The sequence below is a fragment of the Pluralibacter sp. genome (assembly GCF_019237635.1).
Classification (GTDB): domain Bacteria; phylum Pseudomonadota; class Gammaproteobacteria; order Enterobacterales; family Enterobacteriaceae; genus Enterobacter_B.
The window spans coordinates 1-17,359 of record NZ_JAFAGS010000008.1; the positions used below are offsets into that span (position 1 = coordinate 1).

The 17,359-nt window shown below is 54.3% G+C and carries 17 protein-coding genes; 10 read left to right on the plus strand and 7 right to left on the minus strand.

The features are described 5' to 3' along the window. Positions 1 to 302 precede the first annotated feature (302 nt). Positions 303 to 713, minus strand: coding sequence for an ASCH domain-containing protein (locus tag JO226_RS01025; RefSeq protein WP_293478289.1), 411 nt, complete (start codon positions 711 to 713; stop codon positions 303 to 305). A gap of 364 nt (positions 714 to 1,077) precedes the next feature. Between JO226_RS01025 and JO226_RS01030 the strand changes: the two genes are divergently transcribed. From JO226_RS01030 to JO226_RS01045, 4 genes are all read left to right on the plus strand, one after another. Further along, entirely contained in the window at positions 1,078 to 1,473 is a 396-nt protein-coding gene (locus JO226_RS01030) for an ACT domain-containing protein (RefSeq protein ID WP_293478291.1), read from the plus strand. A gap of 695 nt (positions 1,474 to 2,168) precedes the next feature. Beyond that, positions 2,169 to 2,594: a hypothetical protein gene (locus JO226_RS01035; RefSeq protein WP_293478293.1), complete on the plus strand. Its 426-nt coding sequence runs from the start codon at positions 2,169 to 2,171 to the stop codon at positions 2,592 to 2,594. 15 nt (positions 2,595 to 2,609) lie between these two features. Continuing rightward, a complete protein-coding gene (locus JO226_RS01040) occupies positions 2,610 to 3,059 on the plus strand; it encodes a Globin (protein ID WP_293478295.1) in 450 nt (149 codons plus the stop codon). Beyond that, on the plus strand, positions 3,056 to 5,752 hold the full coding sequence (locus JO226_RS01045) for a response regulator (RefSeq protein ID WP_293478297.1): 2,697 nt from the start codon (positions 3,056 to 3,058) through the stop codon (positions 5,750 to 5,752). The genes JO226_RS01040 and JO226_RS01045 overlap by 4 nt, the downstream gene beginning before the upstream one ends. A 50-nt stretch (positions 5,753 to 5,802) precedes the next feature. On the opposite strand, the gene JO226_RS01050 is transcribed toward JO226_RS01045, so the two are convergent. Genes JO226_RS01050 through JO226_RS01065 form a run of 4 tightly spaced genes read right to left on the minus strand, consistent with a single transcriptional unit; the run spans position 5,803 to position 10,295 of the window. Further along, positions 5,803 to 6,249: an ATP-binding protein gene (locus JO226_RS01050; protein WP_293478299.1), complete on the minus strand. Its 447-nt coding sequence runs from the start codon at positions 6,247 to 6,249 to the stop codon at positions 5,803 to 5,805. Between the two features lie 25 nt (positions 6,250 to 6,274). Continuing rightward, positions 6,275 to 6,613, minus strand: coding sequence for an STAS domain-containing protein (locus JO226_RS01055; protein ID WP_293478301.1), 339 nt, complete (start codon positions 6,611 to 6,613; stop codon positions 6,275 to 6,277). Between the two features lie 27 nt (positions 6,614 to 6,640). After that, positions 6,641 to 7,861 carry a PP2C family protein-serine/threonine phosphatase gene (locus JO226_RS01060; RefSeq protein WP_293478303.1) on the minus strand — a complete coding sequence of 407 codons (1,221 nt, stop codon included), beginning with the start codon at positions 7,859 to 7,861 and terminating at the stop codon, positions 6,641 to 6,643. Positions 7,862 to 7,877: 16 nt separating this feature from the next. After that, positions 7,878 to 10,295: a glycogen/starch/alpha-glucan phosphorylase gene (locus JO226_RS01065; RefSeq protein WP_293478305.1), complete on the minus strand. Its 2,418-nt coding sequence runs from the start codon at positions 10,293 to 10,295 to the stop codon at positions 7,878 to 7,880. A gap of 303 nt (positions 10,296 to 10,598) precedes the next feature. On the opposite strand from JO226_RS01065, the gene JO226_RS01070 reads away from it, so the two are divergent. Further along, positions 10,599 to 11,138, plus strand: coding sequence for a DUF2058 domain-containing protein (locus JO226_RS01070; protein WP_293478307.1), 540 nt, complete (start codon positions 10,599 to 10,601; stop codon positions 11,136 to 11,138). 6 nt (positions 11,139 to 11,144) lie between these two features. Here the strand turns inward: JO226_RS01070 and JO226_RS01075 are convergent, their stop codons facing one another. After that, the gene (locus tag JO226_RS01075) at positions 11,145 to 11,843 is read right to left on the minus strand and encodes an RluA family pseudouridine synthase (RefSeq protein ID WP_293478309.1); all 699 of its coding nucleotides are present in this window, start codon (positions 11,841 to 11,843) and stop codon (positions 11,145 to 11,147) included. An 11-nt stretch (positions 11,844 to 11,854) separates the two neighbouring features. Continuing rightward, a complete protein-coding gene (locus JO226_RS01080; RefSeq protein ID WP_293478311.1) occupies positions 11,855 to 12,337 on the minus strand; it encodes a cold-shock protein in 483 nt (160 codons plus the stop codon). Positions 12,338 to 12,517: 180 nt separating this feature from the next. On the opposite strand from JO226_RS01080, the gene xthA reads away from it, so the two are divergent. From xthA to JO226_RS01105, 5 genes are read left to right on the plus strand one after another with little or no spacing between them, the layout of a single operon-like run. Next, positions 12,518 to 13,327 (plus strand): exodeoxyribonuclease III, encoded by an 810-nt coding sequence (gene xthA / locus JO226_RS01085; RefSeq protein ID WP_293478313.1) that lies wholly within the window; start codon positions 12,518 to 12,520, stop codon positions 13,325 to 13,327. A gap of 6 nt (positions 13,328 to 13,333) precedes the next feature. Further along, positions 13,334 to 14,008, plus strand: a complete 675-nt coding sequence (locus tag JO226_RS01090) for a TVP38/TMEM64 family protein (protein ID WP_293478315.1) — start codon at positions 13,334 to 13,336, stop codon at positions 14,006 to 14,008. A gap of 9 nt (positions 14,009 to 14,017) precedes the next feature. Next, positions 14,018 to 15,175: an ABC transporter substrate-binding protein gene (locus JO226_RS01095; protein ID WP_293478317.1), complete on the plus strand. Its 1,158-nt coding sequence runs from the start codon at positions 14,018 to 14,020 to the stop codon at positions 15,173 to 15,175. After that, entirely contained in the window at positions 15,148 to 16,683 is a 1,536-nt protein-coding gene (locus JO226_RS01100) for an ABC transporter permease subunit (RefSeq protein ID WP_293478319.1), read from the plus strand. Before JO226_RS01095 ends, JO226_RS01100 begins: the two co-directional genes overlap by 28 nt. After that, positions 16,683 to 17,315: an ATP-binding cassette domain-containing protein gene (locus JO226_RS01105; RefSeq protein ID WP_293478321.1), complete on the plus strand. Its 633-nt coding sequence runs from the start codon at positions 16,683 to 16,685 to the stop codon at positions 17,313 to 17,315. Before JO226_RS01100 ends, JO226_RS01105 begins: the two co-directional genes overlap by 1 nt. Positions 17,316 to 17,359 lie beyond the last annotated feature (44 nt).

Consider the following 17,359-nt stretch of genomic DNA (forward strand, 5'->3'; position numbering starts at 1 on the left):
CAAACGAAACTATTTTTCTCATGATTTTCTCTTTGGTTAAGTTTTGATGACATAGCCTGCGAGGCACGCCAGGCTGTGGTTCCCATCTTCACCCGGAACATCTGGAATTAAGTATAAATCCTGTTGCCAATACGGTTCTGGAACAGCACCCATTGGATACCTGACCCTGATTTGTGTTATAACCGCCAACCTCTGCTCTTCGCTCAGAGCGGACTTTCTTCTCAGTAAGTTAGTCCGCTTCGTGCTGCAGCGGACATTGTTATAAATGGCAATTGATAAAACGTCAGCCCGTTTATCCCGTCTTACAGCATCTCAACCACTTCAAATTCTTCTGCGATCAACTCCATATCTTCAGAAAAATGGCCTTCGCGGGTGAAAAAACGCTGATGCTCTTTCTGCCAGTATTCAAGGCTTAAATCGCCTTCACCTTCTTTACGGGCGAACGCCTCAGTCACATCACAAAAACGTACCAGTCGCATTGAAACCAGCCTGATCACGCAGACCGGAACATTCTGGCCATCAAGAATAATGTTATAACTCCCAATCCTCGGGGCAGATTCTTCCTGCTGGTAAGAGGCAAAAGATCCGCAAGAGGCCGTTTTGATCCCTTTTTTGATCAGGTCCGCAAGCTCGCTAGCCAGTTCCGGGCTGTCACCCATTTGCCAGGCATCTGCGCCTGGATACTTCATTTTTATTTCCTCAACCGCAACCATTAAAAGCCCTTCTTAATCGTCTATGAAAAGAAAAGTTATACATTTTTTAGCATGAGCTGTCCCGACATTATCTATCAATGATGCTTTTCTTCAGGTAATGTGGTCCGCTCACAGCTGACCTTCGACCGTCTGCCGTTATGCCTCTCAAAAACTATAAAATTTATCAGTTAAGCAAAATCGATGAATATCACTTCTTGAAGGTAAAAATATGTTTCAGCGTTGCGGGCATTTTTTATTTAGCATAGAAATTAATCAAGTGCACTTGTTATAAGATAAGCTAATGCCATATTAAGTAATATAATTTACTTTAATGGTCAGGGTGGTGTTAAATATGCCTTTCTTACATCTTTAAAAAGGGTAAATAATGTCTGGTGAAAACAACCTCATCGTATTGCTTCAACATGCCAGCCCAGAACATAATCCAGGAAAATATGTATTTTCTACTCTTAAGTCTCCTTCTCGTGAGCTAACAGAATTCGCAGTGGTTACTATGCGTGAAGCTGAGGGGGTAACTCTCGTATTGCCCAAGGAAATCGCCGATCAGCACGGAGTAGACTATGAATATGTGGCCAGCTGGATCACATTAAAAATTCACTCTTCTCTAGCAGCTGTTGGCTTGACGGCAGCATTTTCCCGTGCACTCGCTGATAGAGGAATCAGCTGTAACGTTGTGGCCGGGTATTATCACGACCATATTTTTGTGGCATATGATGACACAGCTGACGCGATGAAGGTATTGAGTTCAATGGGCGAGAAATAGCCTTTCAATACAATATATTATGACGAAGGCTTTCAGGCAAGCCTTCGTAAATTATTCCTTATACAACATCTTTAATGGCCTTGACCCACCATATCCAACACATTTACGATTTGGAGTTTAGATTTATACGCTTAGGCAATGAAGACAATCACACTTGGATCATTTGGCCATTTTATTGTCGCAAACATTATGTTTGTAAAAGTACATAATAATATCCATGCGATAGCTTCTGCTATTTGCACAGAGCTGGTTGTCTGGTTAGGTTTAGCTCTGTGCCGTAATAGGGTTAGATCAAATCTGAGCTAATACAAAATATTGCAATGTTGCCACCGTCTTGCTGCAAGCTAAACATCCGCTCCTCGCTCTTACCGGACGACCAGAACCCACTCCCACACACAAAAGTCCTAAATCAACCTTGTCCCCCTCCCTCCAACCGCAGTACCCTCACGCCGCACCTGCAAAATCAGGTGTCGGGATTAGCCTCCTGAATGTTAACCTTAGTGACGACACAATGGCGCGTCTGCGCCTTTTTTGTGTCGTGCGCACGGCTACACCTCAATGGTAGGCCGGGCGGGGCGTCGCAAGACGCGCCGGTGTCACTAAGGCCGGTAAGGTCAACCCCGCCCGGTCCGCCACCCGTGAGATTGACCTCTCCGCTGGCAGTATCTACATATCACTTAGTGGAGGCTGCCTCTATGGCTACATTCCTCGATCCCAATAACGATCTACTGACCATCCCCTTCAGCGCCGCCACGGATTTTACCGATCTGGCCGATTGCTGCGACCGCTTTGCGGAAACCCTGATTGAATGCAGCGATCTGTTGCAAAAAATGGCGCTGCTGGGCCGTATCGGCACCTGTCTTGCCCTGCTCTGCCACGCGCCCCGGCCCTCGGGCTGGGGCGCGTGGCAGAGCAGGGAAAACCAGGCGTTAACGCCACACACTGGCTCACCGCCAGGACGACATAAACATGCAGGATACAATTACACCGACATCCTGACGACGAATACGCTTTTGAGGCTATGCTGTTTAAACACACCGGTTATCTTAAAGCCCAGATGCAGGACATGTTTAGCTGGCCGCGCCATTGTCTGCCCGCACAGAGAAATCCGCAGGCGATAAAGAAAGGGGGATTGAATGGGGATTAATTACGAGGAATTGTTCAATAACAGCTATGCCCGAATTTTGCCCAGCGATAAGGGAGATCGCTTTTTCACCCATTTCTATATGCTGTTTTCCAAAAGTACGGATGATGAAACCACCCCGCTTTCCATTGCCCGGCGCCTGGAAAAGCAAAAAATTATCTACAAAACCTTTTTCTATATGCTTTCCGTCGCCAATACGCATATCGTCGCCGACTACCTTGTGCAAATAACCCGGGAAAGCAACCCGCAAAATCTCAACCTGCCCCCTTCCGCCTATGCGCTATGGCGCAAAGCGGTGCTGCAAACCGTCCGGGATCTTGACCCGGAATGCGATGAAGAAATTATCACCGCCTGGGCGGTGGTATTAGCCCCGGGCCTCGAATTTATGCGCCGGCAGGCTGAGCTCTACCATAAACCTCCCACTCAGGAGGAGCCCTCATGATAAGCCATGAGAAACTGCATGCAGCGCTAAACGCGCCGAATGTCGCGCTGGCCATTTATGATGAGCAGGAAAACTTACAATACTGGAATCACCGTTTTATTGAGTACTACCCCGCGCTGACAGACTGGCTGCACCAGGGCGTGCAGCTCACCGATGTCCTGCGCCTGTCGCTGGAAATCGCTTACCCGGCAATACATGCCGAAAGTAAAAAGCGAATGATGGCATCCATGCTGGCTAACTATCGCCGGAATAATCACTATGAAGTCCGGCGGGTGACAAAACGCACGCTCTACATTCAATATCAGCGGACGACCGAAGGCGGTATTATCAGCACGCATACCGATATCAGCCGCTATGCCGATATTGTCAAAAATGAACAGCGTCTGCATAGCGATTTTATTCTGGCCGCAGAAACGTCGCATATTGGCATCTGGGAGTGGGAATACCTGGCCGATGAACTACAGGTGAATGAGGCGCTGCTGTTACTGCTGGGGATCCAGCGTGAAAAGACCGTCCTGACGATTGATTTATGGACGAAAGCCTTCCATCCGGAAGACCTGACGCACCTGAATCAAAGTATTCATCACGCAACACGGGCAGTACTGCCCATTTTCACCTGTGAAATGCGGGTGCTACGCGCCGATGAAACGTACGGATGGATGCTGATACAAGGGCAAATCGTGACTCTGAACTTGCAGGGCTCGGCACAAAAAGTCATTGGCACCTTGCAGGATATTACCGAGCAAAAAAACGCTGAAGCCGCCTCCCGTCAGGCCGTTGAAGCAGCAAAAGCCGCGAATCAGGCCAAAAGCGAATTTCTGGCCAATATGAGCCACGAAATTCGTACCCCCATGAACGGTATTCTGGGCATGACGCAGCTTTGCCTGGAAACGGATCTGACCCCCGACCAGCGCGACTATATTAATATGGCGCACAGTTCGGCCAGCGCGCTGCTGAATATCATTAATGAAATTTTGGATTTTTCCAAAATTGAAGCAGGAAAACTCACCTTAAATGCAGAAGACTTCGCCATCCGCCCACTGATTCAGGAAATTACCCGGCCATTAACGCCAAAATTTTCTGAGAAAAACATTGAGTTGCTGGTGGATATTCACCCTGACGTAGCCATTGAGATCCACGGCGATCCGCTGCGTTTACGGCAGGTGCTGACTAATCTTATCGGTAATGCGCTGAAATTCACCCTTCACGGTGAAGTCGTATTGCGTATTTTACCCGCGCCTGAAGCGCCCTGCCGGCTGCAATTTAGCATTCATGATAGCGGGATCGGCATACCTGAAGATAAACAAAAAGTTATTTTTGACTCGTTTAGCCAGGCCGATAACTCGACGACCCGAAAGTATGGTGGTACCGGGTTAGGGTTAACCATCTCCTCAAGACTGGTGGAGAAAATGGGTGGCGAGCTACACCTGACAAGCCAGGTCGGCCAGGGGAGCTGCTTCTATTTTTCGCTGCCCGTGTTGCCGGGCGCGCGCAAAAAATTATTGTCCTGGCCTCCGACGCTCGCGGGCACAGATATTTTAGTCGTGGATGATAATGACACCAATCTGCGCCTGCTCTCGGGGCTACTGCGCAACATGGGGCTAAGACCCGTCGCCGCAAATTCGGGAAAAGAGGCGCTGGACATCATGAACGCCAGCCCGGCGTTCCCACTGGTGCTGTTAGATGCCCAAATGCCGGAAATGGATGGTATGGCGCTGGCGCTGGAAATTATGTCCACCCCTGCGCTGCGGCAAAGCAAGTTAATCATGCTCAGTTCCACAGGCAATCGCATCGACAAAGACGTCCTTAAAAAAGTGGGCGTCGCTTTCTTTCTCACTAAGCCGATTGATGCGAAAGAACTGTTTGAAACCATGGTGCAGGCATTTTCGTCAATGTCACCGGCGCCGGGCATCACCGGGAATATCAGCGCGTCCCCGGCCGCCCCCGCCTTAACATCCGTGCATTACCATATTCTGATCGCTGAAGATAATCTGGTGAATCAGAAACTGGCCCTCAATTTTGTGGGGAAATTAGGCCACAGCGCCGACCTCGCCAGTAATGGTCTGGAGGTTATCGAAAAAATCGGCAACGCCCGGTACGACGTAATTCTGATGGATTTGCAGATGCCGGATATGGATGGCGTCGAAACGGTCACGGCCATTCGGCAGGCGGAGGAACAATTGCCCGCAGGCGCACCGCGACAACCGATTATCGCCATGACCGCACACGCAATGAAAGGTGACAGGGAACGATTTCTGCAACACGGCTTTGACGGTTACATTGCCAAGCCCATTCGCCTGGATCTGTTAGCCGAAGAGATTGACGCGGTCATGACCTCAGGAGCGCCTGTCATCCCGGCATTTGACCTTGCGGCAGCGCTCGCCCAGTTAAACAATGACCGGCAATTGTTTGATGAGTTGGCGATGATGTTTATTGATGAACTTCCTCATCTGCTGGCCGAAATTAATGCGGCCATTTCCCGACAGTCCTTCGATGACATTCGGCGTAGCGCGCATCGCTTTAAAGGCGAAACGCTGCATTTTGTCTGCAAACCGCTGGAAAACTGCCTGAAAATCATTGAGCTGGCCGCCATCGAACAGGAAATAGGGCCTGTCACTCATCAACAAACGCAGCTGGAACCGTTGTGCCAGCAACTGCGTAACGAACTGCTCGCCATAATGGGAGACGAATAAAACGGCTAAATAAACCCGCAGACATTTCTCTGCCAGGAGGCACCATGCGCTCAGACATGTTTAATCAGGATAAGCTCATTGCGCCCTTCCAGCGAACGATAGCTGACATCGTCCATCATGGCAAAAATCAGCTTCAGACCCATTCCCCGCTCCGGCCAGGTCGCCTGCCGGCGCGGGTCGGGCGCGGGAAGGGATTTTGAACGGCCCTCCAGGGCATGCAATACGGCCTGGGGGATAGGCTTACCGCAATCCGAAAGCACGATCTCCACCCCGCCTTCGGCGTAGGACAGCGTGACCCCAACATACTGTCCGGGATCGTGGTTTACGCCATGCCTGACAATATTGCTGAAGGCTTCGCAGGTGGCTAACTCGAGTTGATAAACCACGGCCGGGTCGAGTTCAAGCTGCGCGATAAATTGCCGTATGGCGCTGCTCAGCGTTTCCAGATTATCGAGCGATGTGGGTAAGCGAAATACCGTATTAACTTTTTCCATCATTATTCACCGAAAAAGCGCTGTGATATCAGCTCATCAACATCTGTAAAGCATCCTGACGATTATCCTTAATAGAAAAAATACGATCCATTCGGGTCAGCTTAAAGAGGTTGTGAATATTGACGTTGAGCGAACATAACACCAGTTCACCCTTGCCGTTTAAACTCTTGAGTATCGAGACCAATGCGCCGAGACAGCTACTGTCAATAAAATCGACGTGGCTAAAATCCAGCAAGACATTGTTGTTGTTCTGCCCGATAACCTCCAGCACCTGCTGTTTAAAGGTCAGTGCGACCGACGCATCCAGCCTGCGAACCAAGGGAACAACAATCTCTACGCCATTTTCACTGTGCATTTCAAAGTTCATGGTAGTCCTCGGTATTTGTTCCAGAAATTACGCGATACGTTCTATCGCCACTAATGAAATATCGTCATTAAAAAACCGTGAATATTCGGTGCGCTCCTGCGGTTCAGGCTGGCACCAGCGTACCAGAGCATCTTCAACACATTGAAACAGCTCTGCTTTATCTTTATCGCGCAGATCCATCATCATTTTTTGTAACCGCGCCTCACCGTATAATTCTCCGTCATGATTCTCACATTCGCTAATCCCGTCACTGTATAAATAGAGACGGTCGCCTGGCTCAAGTGAGAAATCACAACTCTGGTATTCTGAGTCCGGGAAGAGCCCCACAGGTACCCCGCCATGCCCCACGGAAACAAGTTCTCCTTGTTGACGAATAATAAAAGGGGTTGGATGGCCAGCCTGGCAAAGCGCCCCCTTTCCCGTTCGGGTATCAATGAGCCCGTAGATAAGCGTGAAATAGCTGGTAATATCTTCGTTATCCAGACAGAAACGCTGATTCAGCGCAGCGACAACGTCATGCGGCGGCACAATCTGTCCTTCAACAATTAATAATCGTTCATTAATCCGACCGGAAAGAAACTCCCGGGACACCGCCAGTGACAGCATCGCGGCACTTACCCCATGGCCTGCCACATCAATGCTATAAAACGCGATGTGATGCTTATCGAGCATGAAATAATTCAATAAATCTCCGGAGACATACGCTGAAGGCAAAAATATCCAGTCAGCCTGATACCCTTCAAAACTCAGCGCGGTGGCCGGTAATACGCGACGTTGCAGACGGGCGGCGGCCTGCAGGTCTTGCTCGATTTGCTGATACGCGGTGCTCAAACGCTGGTTTCGCACCTCAAGCTTATTTTCCAGCATCAGGATACGCTCGGCGACATGCAGCCTGGCGCGGAGCTGGCTTTGATGAATCGGCTTTGATAAAAAATCATCCGCGCCGGACTCCAGCCCTAACACTAAATCGTCTGTGGTTTGCCGGGCGGTGACCAGAATAATGTAAATGTAGTGACCGTAATCATGCCGTCGCACCTGCCGACATAACTCGCCGCCGTCCATTTCCGGCATTTCCCAGTCAGTTATCACGACATTGATACTGTTTTCATTCAGTATCCTGAGCGCATGCAGGCCATCCTCAGCGTGTAAAACATGGTATCCCCACTGGCTCAGGATATTCGCCAACAAATGTCGGTAGCTTTTCGAGTCATCAACAATCAAAAGCGTTAATTCGGGTTTTTGATCCATACCGTCAACCACTGTGTTAGCAATGAATTCCCCAAATATCCTTTGCATATCCCTGAATGGTTCTGTCACTGGAAAACTCGCCCATCCGGCTAATATTTAACAATGCTTTCTGATGCCACTGGCGCGGATGTTCAAAATCCGCCATCGCCTGCTGTTGCGCCAGGCAATAGCTGTCAAAATCCAGCAGATGGCAATAATTATCCGCCGTTGTCAGCATCTGGTGTAACGGCGCAAAAATATCGCGATCGGAGGTAAATACCCCAGAAATAAGCGTATCCACGATATGGGCGATTCGCGGATTATTCTGCTGATAAAAGCGGTTATTATCGCCATGGTGTCGGCGTTCATTGATCTCTTCTGCAACCGCGCCAAACAGATAGAAGTTATCCGCCCCTACGGCATTGCGGATTTCAATATTCGCGCCATCGTACGTCCCTATCGTTAATGCGCCATTGAGGGCAAACTTCATGTTGCTGGTGCCGGATGCTTCAGTCCCTGCGGTCGAAATCTGTTCCGAAAGGTCAGTTGCCGGAATGATGCATTCGGCCAACGAGACTTTGTAATCCTCCAGAAAAACGACTTTCAGCTGCCCGGCAATACGTGGATCGCTGTTGATTTTTTTGGCGACCGTATTGATCAGCTGAATAATGAGTTTTGCCATCCGGTAGCCCGGTGCCGCCTTGCCGGCGAAGAGATGCACTTTGGGCGCAATGGTTTTCCCGTGTTCTTTGATATCCAGGTAGAGGGAGATGACATGCAGAATATTCAGCAGTTGGCGCTTGTACTCGTGAATGCGTTTTACCTGGCAATCAAACATCGCCATGGGATCCAGCGTGATGCCATAACGGTGCGACACAATCTGGCTAAGCGCGGATTTGTTGTTGAATTTGATGGCGCGAATTTGATCGATAACCGCGGGATCATCGCCCTTTTTCTCTAACTTGCGCAGCAAATGCAAATCCGTCGGCCACCTGGCGCCCAGTTGCTGGTTGAGAAACGTGGCAAGACCTGGGTTAGCCTGCTGCAACCAGCGACGCGGTGTGACGCCGTTTGTCTGATTAATGAATTTCTCGGGAGTAATAAAGTAAAAATCAGGCACCAGATGTTTTTTAATGAGTTCCGAATGGAGCATCGCGACCCCATTAACCCGATGGCTTCCGACGATAGCCAGATTGGCCATCCGGATACGCTTGTCCTTATCTCCCTCAAACAGAGACAACGACGTCAACAAATGGGGATGTTCGGGCCAACGCGTCGCAACGTCCTCAAGAAAACGCTGGTTAATTTCAAAGATTATCTGCAGGTGGCGCGGCAAGAGTTTTTCAAAAAGCGCCACCGGCCAGGTTTCCAGCGCCTCGGGCATCAACGTATGGTTGGTGTAAGCACAGGTTTTCTGCGTGATCTCCCAGGCCTGCGGCCAGGGGAGGTTATATTCGTCGACGAGCATCCGCATCAGCTCGACAACCGCCAGGGCAGGATGCGTATCATTGAGCTGGATGGCGACATGTTGCGGCAGTAACGAAATATCCGACTCAATTTCACTGTATTCACGAAAAATATCGCGCAAGGTGCAGGCCACAAGGAAATATTCCTGAGTGAGCCGCAGTTCTTTACCTGTCAGGACTTCATCCGACGGATAGAGTATTTTTGAAATATTCTCCGAAGCAATTTTTTCACTGACCGCTTTTATGTAATCGCCACGATTGAAAATATGAATATTAAAAGAGTTGGAGGCCACCGCACAGTATAAACGGAGCTTATTCGTGGTACTGCCCCGGTAACCCGACACGAAATAATCGTTGGGAATACCGATGATGGTATTCCACCCCATCCACATCGGGTTGTAATTCCCATTGATATCATCGATGTGTTCAATATAACCACCAATCGGGATCAGCATTTGTTGCGTATGGTGCTCAACCAACCACGGGGAGTGCATGGAATGCCAGTCATCCGGATGTTCTACCTGCTGGCCATCCTGAAACGATTGCCGGAACAAGCCATATTCGTATTTGATGCCGTGGCCTGACGCGGCGATATCCAGCGTCGCCATCGAGTCAATAAAACAGGCGGCTAAGCGCCCTAACCCGCCATTTCCCAGCGCGGCATCGGGTTCTTCATCAAGAATATTGTCGAAATCGAATCCCAGTTCAGTGACAACCTGACGCATATCGTTCAGCAAATTCATGTTCATCAGGTTATTGCGTAATGACTGCCCGAGCAGAAACTCCATTGACAGATAATAAACGCGCTTTTTCTTTTCTGCGCGTTGCCGGGTCTGGCTACAGAGAAATTGATCTTGCTGAAAATATCGAATCGCCAGCGCCACAGCATTAAACACATCGCCGTTGGTGGCTTTATTTAAGTTAACACACAATGTGTACTTTAAATGTTCTTCGACAAGCGATCGCAAATCTCTGATGCTGACAGACATGTTGACCTCACTGGATATTGTGACAACTTTTAAATGCTTAGCACACAACGCATTGTTTTTTATTCAAGTGTAGACGGGGATTTTCATCCTATACAATTTTTTAACGCACAAATAATGATGATAAATAGCTCGAAGTTGAATTAATTCGAATTGAAACTATCAGCAACAAACCTGACATCCGAATCGGTGAGTCATGGCAATGCGCCCGGCCCGCTAACGCGAAAATCCCAATCCGCAACCTGACACAGCCGCCGCAATTACAGGTATAATCCTGGGTATTATTCACCTAGTTTCGGTACCACGATGACAAAACTCACCTTACAAGAGCAGATGCTGAAAGCCGGTTTAGTGACCAGCAAGAAAATGGCCAAAGTCCAGCGCACGGCGAAAAAGTCCCGCGTGCAGGCGCGTGAAGCCAGAGAGGCGGTAGAAGAGAATAAAAAGGCGCAGCTTGAGCGCGATAAGCAGCTGAGCGAGCAGCAAAAACAGGCGGTGTTGTCAAAAGAGCTGAAAGCGCAGGTGAAGCAGCTGATTGAGATGAACCGCATCACCGTCGCCAAAGGGACTATCGATTTTAACTTCACCGATAATAACCTGATCAAAAAAGTCGCGGTCGATAAGCAGACCCAGACGCAGCTGATTAACGGCCGTCTCGCCATCGCCCGTTTGATGGTGGATAACAACGCCGAGGCGCAGTACGCCATCATCCCCGCCGCCGTTGCCGATAAAATCGCCCAACGCGATGCCGACAGTATTGTCTTGCACAGCGCGCTGAGTCAGGACGCGCAGGACGAAGACGATCCGTATGCGGATTTCAAAATCCCCGACGATTTGATGTGGTAAGCCGCGTCAGAACGGGCTGTCGCTGCGGATGCTAAACGGCTCTGCACTGGCGGGATGCGTAAAATGCAGCTCGCTGGCGTGCAGCATCAGGCGCGGCGTCCGTTCGCTGTAGGGCGGCAAAAGGCCGCCATACAGGTCGCAGCCTAAAATCGGGTGCCCCAGTTGCTGGCAGTGAATGCGCAGCTGATGGGTGCGCCCGGTCTGCGGCGTTAACGTCACCCGCGTCAGTGGCAGTTCCCCGCCGTCCTCCCGCTCCTGCGTCAGCCGTTCCACCACCTGGTAATGAGAGCGCGCCGGTTTGCCGTGGGTCGCGCAAATCGACATCCGCGGAAACAGCGCCGGGTCTTTGGCTATCGGCACGTCGACCATCCCCTCGTTCTCCGCCAGATGCCCGCACAGCAGCGCGCTGTACACTTTGCGCACGGTACGCTGGCTGAACTGCTGGCACAGGGCGGCATTGACCGCCTTATTGCGGGCCACCACCATCAGCCCGGAGGTGCCGAAATCAAGGCGATGCACCAGCGTGCAGCCGGGAAACAGCGTCACCAGCCGGTGATGCACCGAATCAAGATTTTGCGGGTTTTTCCCCGAGAGGCTGAGCAGCCCCGCGGGTTTATTGATAATCACCAGATGCGCGTCCTGCCAGAGGATCGCAATCTCGTCATGGCATGGCGGGGCAATAAAGGTATCGATAATGGCAGACATCAGGCGACGGCTTAACGCACTTTTTTGAGCATTTTGACCGTTTCTTCGACGTCAATTTCGTCTTCGGAGAAGATCAGCGTCTTGTTCTGGAAGGTGGTGACCGCCAGCTTTTTCACCGTGCGCATTTCGCCCGCATTGGCCGTGGCTTTCGGGCGAATGCTGCTCATCAGCATCCCGACCGACAGCACTGCATTCTCTTTATCGATTTTGGTGTCGACCGGCTCTTCTTCGCTGAACACCACCCAGGATTTGATGGCGGTGATTTTGAGGCGCTCACCGGCAATATAGATGTACTTGCTGTCCGGGATAACCTTCACCGCATACGCCGACAGCCCTTTGTTGTTGGTGGTGGGCTCAAAGGTGACCGCCACGTCTTTCTTAATCAGGTCAGGGTTGGCAACCTTTATCACATGAAAATAGCGGTTTTCGCCGTTTTCATCTTTGATAAAGCCAAACCCTTTATCTTCAAACCAGGTTGTGATGGTTCCTTGCATCGCCTTTACCGCCTAATAAATAGTCAACACTCACATTTTGCAGCGCGCAGTGTAATGCACTCTGTGCCTATAACGGAAGTATGGCGGATAATTTACCGCCGCACCCGTCCAGGAAGAGGTCAGCCAGCGAAATTTCTGCTACCATCCCTGCACCATTCACCCTGCACAGTGACAGTGACTATGAAATTTGTCTCTTTTAATATCAACGGCCTGCGCGCCCGCCCTCATCAACTGGAAGCCATCGTCGAAAAACACCAGCCCGACGTAATCGGCTTACAGGAGACAAAAGTTCACGACGATATGTTCCCGCTCGAAGACGTGGCGAAGCTCGGCTACAACGTCTTTTATCACGGGCAGAAAGGTCACTATGGGGTGGCGCTGCTGACCAAAGAGGCGCCGGTTTCCGTGAGCCGCGGTTTCCCGGACGACGCCGAAGACGCCCAGCGCCGCATTATCATGGCGGAAATTCCGTCGGCGTTCGGCAACGTTACCGTGATCAACGGCTACTTCCCGCAGGGTGAGAGCCGCGACCACCCGCTGAAGTTCCCGGCGAAAGAGCTGTTCTACCAGAACCTGCAAAACTACCTGAACACCGCGCTGAACAACGCGAACCCGGTGCTTATCATGGGCGATATGAATATCAGCCCGACCGACCTGGATATCGGCATCGGCGACGACAATCGCAAACGCTGGCTGCGTACCGGCAAATGCTCGTTCCTGCCGGAAGAGCGCGAGTGGATGGCGCGGCTGCTGGACTGGGGGCTGGTGGATACCTTCCGTCACGCGCATCCGGACACCCAGGATAAGTTCTCGTGGTTTGACTACCGTTCAAAAGGTTTCGACGACAACCGCGGCCTGCGCATAGACCTGCTGCTGGCCAGTTCGCCGCTGGCGCAGCACTGCATCGAAACCGGGATCGACTACGAGATCCGCGGCATGGAAAAACCCTCCGATCACGCCCCGGTCTGGGCGACGTTTAAAGGCAAATAACCGCCGTTGAACCTACGTAAAGGCGTGCTGCTGGCGTTGCTGGCAGCCCTGATCCTCGCCGCTGCGCTGTGCATTCCCCGTGAGTTGCTGACGCTTGAGTCCCTGCGCCACCTCCAGACGCAGGCGGCGCAGTGGCACGCGCTGCACCCGTTCCTCGCGGCGGTGCTCTATTTTGCGCTCTACGTGCTGGTGACGGCGCTGTCGTTTCCCGGCGCGACGCTCTTAACCCTGCTCGGCGGCGCGATTTTCCCCTTCTGGCAGGCAGTGCTGCTGGTGTCGTTCGCCTCAACGCTCGGCGCCCTGCTGGCGACGCTCGCCAGCCGCTATCTGCTGGCCGACTGGGTGCTGGCGCGCTTCCCGCAGCAGATGGCGGCGGTGAATGCCGGTGTCGCCCGCGACGGCGCGGTCTACCTGTTCGCCCTGCGCCTGATGCCGCTGTTTCCTTTTTTTATGGTCAATCTGCTCGCCGGGTTGACCCGTATCGGCCTCGCCCGCTACTGGTGGGTCAGCCAGCTCGGCATGCTGCCAGCGACGCTGGTGTATCTTAATGCAGGCCGTCAGACCGCTCAGCTACATTCATTCAACGAGATCCTCTCTGTGGGCATGCTGCTGGCATTCGCCCTGATTGGCCTGCTGCCGCTGCTTTCCCGCTGGCTGCTGGCCCGCTTTACTCACCGCTAAGGAGACAATATGCGCCGTGTGCGTTATGGCATCTTATGGGCAGGGCTGCTGGCAAGCAGTCCATTACTGGCCGCCTGTCAGTGGCAGCAAACCGAAACCGAGGCCCGTGGGCAGACGGTCTGGTTCAACGCCTGGGGCGGCGATCAGGCGGTCAACCGCTACCTCGACTGGGTGAGCGGCGAAGTAAAGCGCGACTACGCGATTGATTTACGCATTGTGCATATCGCCGACGCCGCCGATGCGGTCAAGCGCATTCAGACCGAGACTCGCGCCGGGCGCACCCACAATGGCTCCATCGACCTGCTGTGGGTGAACGGCGAAAACTTCCGCGCCCTGAAAACCGCCGGGTTGCTGAAAACCGGCTGGGCGGAACAGTTGCCCAACTGGCGCTATGTCGATACGCAAAAACCGGTACGGGAAGACTTTTCGGTGCCGACCGGGGGCGCAGAGTCGCCGTGGGGCAGCGCGCAGTTAACCTTTATCGCCCGGCGTAGCGACACGCCTGCCCCGCTGGCCGATGCCGACGCGCTGCTGAGCTATGCCCGCGCGCACCCGGGCACGGTCACCTATCCCCGCCCGCCGGACTTCACCGGCACCGCGTTCCTTGAGCAGTTGCTGATTACCCAGACCACACAGCCCGACGCGCTGAAGCAACCGCCAGACGACAAGACCTTCGATGCCGTTACCGCGCCGCTGTGGGTGTATCTGGACAAACTGCACCCGAATTTATGGCGCAAAGGCACGGATTTCCCGGCCTCACCCGCGAAAATGGATACCATGCTGGCGAACGGCACGCTGCGCCTGTCGCTGACCTTTAACCCAATGCACGCCCGGCAGAAAGCGACCTCCGGCGAGCTTCCCGCCGACAGCTACAGCTTTGGCTTTACCCAGGGCATGCTCGGCAACGTGCATTTCGTGACGATCCCCGCCAACGCGCGTGCGGCGGCGGGCGCGCAGGTCGTCGCCAATTTCCTCCTCTCGCCTGCGGCGCAAAGCCGCAAAGCCGACCCGGCCATCTGGGGCGATCCGACGGTGCTGGACCCGGTTAAGCTGCCCGCGCTGGTGCCGCAAAGCGGTGAAAAAACGCCGCCGGTGCTGGCTGAGCCGCACGCCGCCTGGGTCAACGCGCTGGAGCAGGAATGGCTGCGCCGTTACGGCACGCATTAACCCTGCTGGCGTGGGGTGCGGTGGGGATGCTGTATCTTCCCCTGATTCCGGGGGCGAGCCTGCTGCTGGCGCCCGCCTTTTCGGCGGAGCACTGGCGGGCGCTGCTCGGCGACCCACAGTTGCCGCAGGCCGTTGCCGCCACGCTGGTCTCGACGCTTATCGCCGTCGCGGGCGCCCTGCTTATCGCCCTGAGCGCGATCGCCGCCTGCTGGCCGTCGCGGCAATGGCGGCAGCTCTCCTCGCGCCTCCCGCTGCTGCTGGCCGTCCCGCATGTCGCCTTCGCCACCTGCGCGCTGCTGCTGTTTGCCGAAGGCGGCGCGTTGTACCGCTGGCTGCCGTTTCTCAGCGCCTCGCCGGACCGTTACGGCGTCGGCGTCGGCCTGACCCTGGCGCTGAAAGAGAGCGGCTTTTTGCTGTGGGCTATCTACGCGCTGCTAGGTGAAAAGCGGCTGGCGGAGCAGGCGATGGTGCTGCAAAGCCAGGGCTACGGCCGCTGGCAGTGCCTGGCCTGGCTGGTGCTGCCGCAGCTGATGCCGCAACTGCGCATTGTGCTGCTGGCGACCACCGCCTGGACGCTGTCGGTGGTGGATGTCGCGCAGGTGTTAGGCCCCGGGAATCCGCCGACGCTGGCGGTGCTCGCCTGGCAATGGTTGTCGCAGGGCGACGACGCGCAGCAGGCCAAAGGGGCGCTCGCCTGTCTGCTGCTGCTGGCGATGCTTGCCGTCCTCACCCTGCTGGCGCTGACGCTGTGGCGCGGCTGGCGACGCCGGGTGCCTGATTTTAGCGGCGTTCGCCATCCCCGACCGCGGGCGCTGCCGGGACGTTTTTTCGCCTTTTTTTTGCCCCTCTGCGGGCTGCTGTGCGTCATCGTGCTGGCGTTAACCTCACGGTTGACGGCGCCGTCGCCGGAAAGCCTGCTCAACAGCCTGTGGCTGGGGGCGCTCTCGGCGCTGCTCGGCGCCCTGCTGTGTCTGGCCTGGCTTGAGCTTGGCCATCCGCGTCTCAACACCCTTCTCTGGCTGCCGCTGATCTTGCCCGCGCTGCCGCTGGTGGCCGGTCAGTATCAGCTGGCGCTACAGGGCGTGCTGGATGGCCAGTGGCTGACCGTGCTGTGGGGACACCTGCTGTGGGTATTCCCGTGGATGCTGTTTGTCATGGCCCCGGCATGGCGGCGCATCGACCCACGCCTGACGCTGGTCGCCCGCACGCTGGGCTGGCGACGCGGGCGGATTTTCTGGCAGGTATTGTGCCCGCAGATGCTGCGCCCGCTGCTCTCTGCGCTGGCGGTGGGTTTTTCGGTGAGCATTGCGCAATACTTACCCACGCTGTGGCTCGGCGGCGGACGCATTACCACCCTGACGACCGATGCGGTGGCCCTAAGCAGCGGAGGGGATACCGCCCTGCTGGCGGCCGAGGCGCTCTGGCAACTGCTGCTGCCCACCGCCGTATTTTTGCTTATCGCCCTGCTGCTGCGCCTGGCGGGCCACTATCGACAAGGACTGCGCTGATGCTCAGTGTTTCACAGCTCTCATTAACGCTGGCGGGACGCCCGCTGCTGCGCAACGTCAGTTTTGACGTCAGCCCAGGAGAGACACTCACCCTGATGGGCACCTCCGGCAGCGGGAAATCCACCCTGTTCGCGTGGATAGCGGGCGCCCTGCCCGATGCCTTTCGCGCACAGGGCGAACTGCGGCTGAACGGTACACGCCGCGATACGCTGCCGACGCACGCCCGGCATATCGGCATTTTGTTTCAGGATGCGCTGCTGTTCGATCACTTCAGCGTCGGGCAAAACCTGCTGCTGGCGCTGCCTGCCGCCATCCGGGGCAACGCGCGTCGCGCGAGGGTAGATGCGGCGCTGGAAAAGGCCGGGCTCGGCGGTTTTTATGCCCGCGACCCGGCCACGCTGTCCGGCGGCCAGCGCGCCCGCATCGCGCTGCTGCGGGCGATGCTGGCGCAGCCGGAAGCCCTGCTGATGGACGAACCCTTCAGCCGCCTCGACGCTCCGCTGCGCGACAGCTTTCGCCAGTGGGTGTTCGCCGAGCTGAAACGGCTGTCCATCCCGGTCGTGCTGGTCACCCACGATGCTGCGGACATTCCCCCCGGCGGACGTTGCTTACAGCTTGAAAGCTGGCGCTAAACTGCGCCAGCGCAATGTTTTTCACCATGGCGGCGTTCAGAATG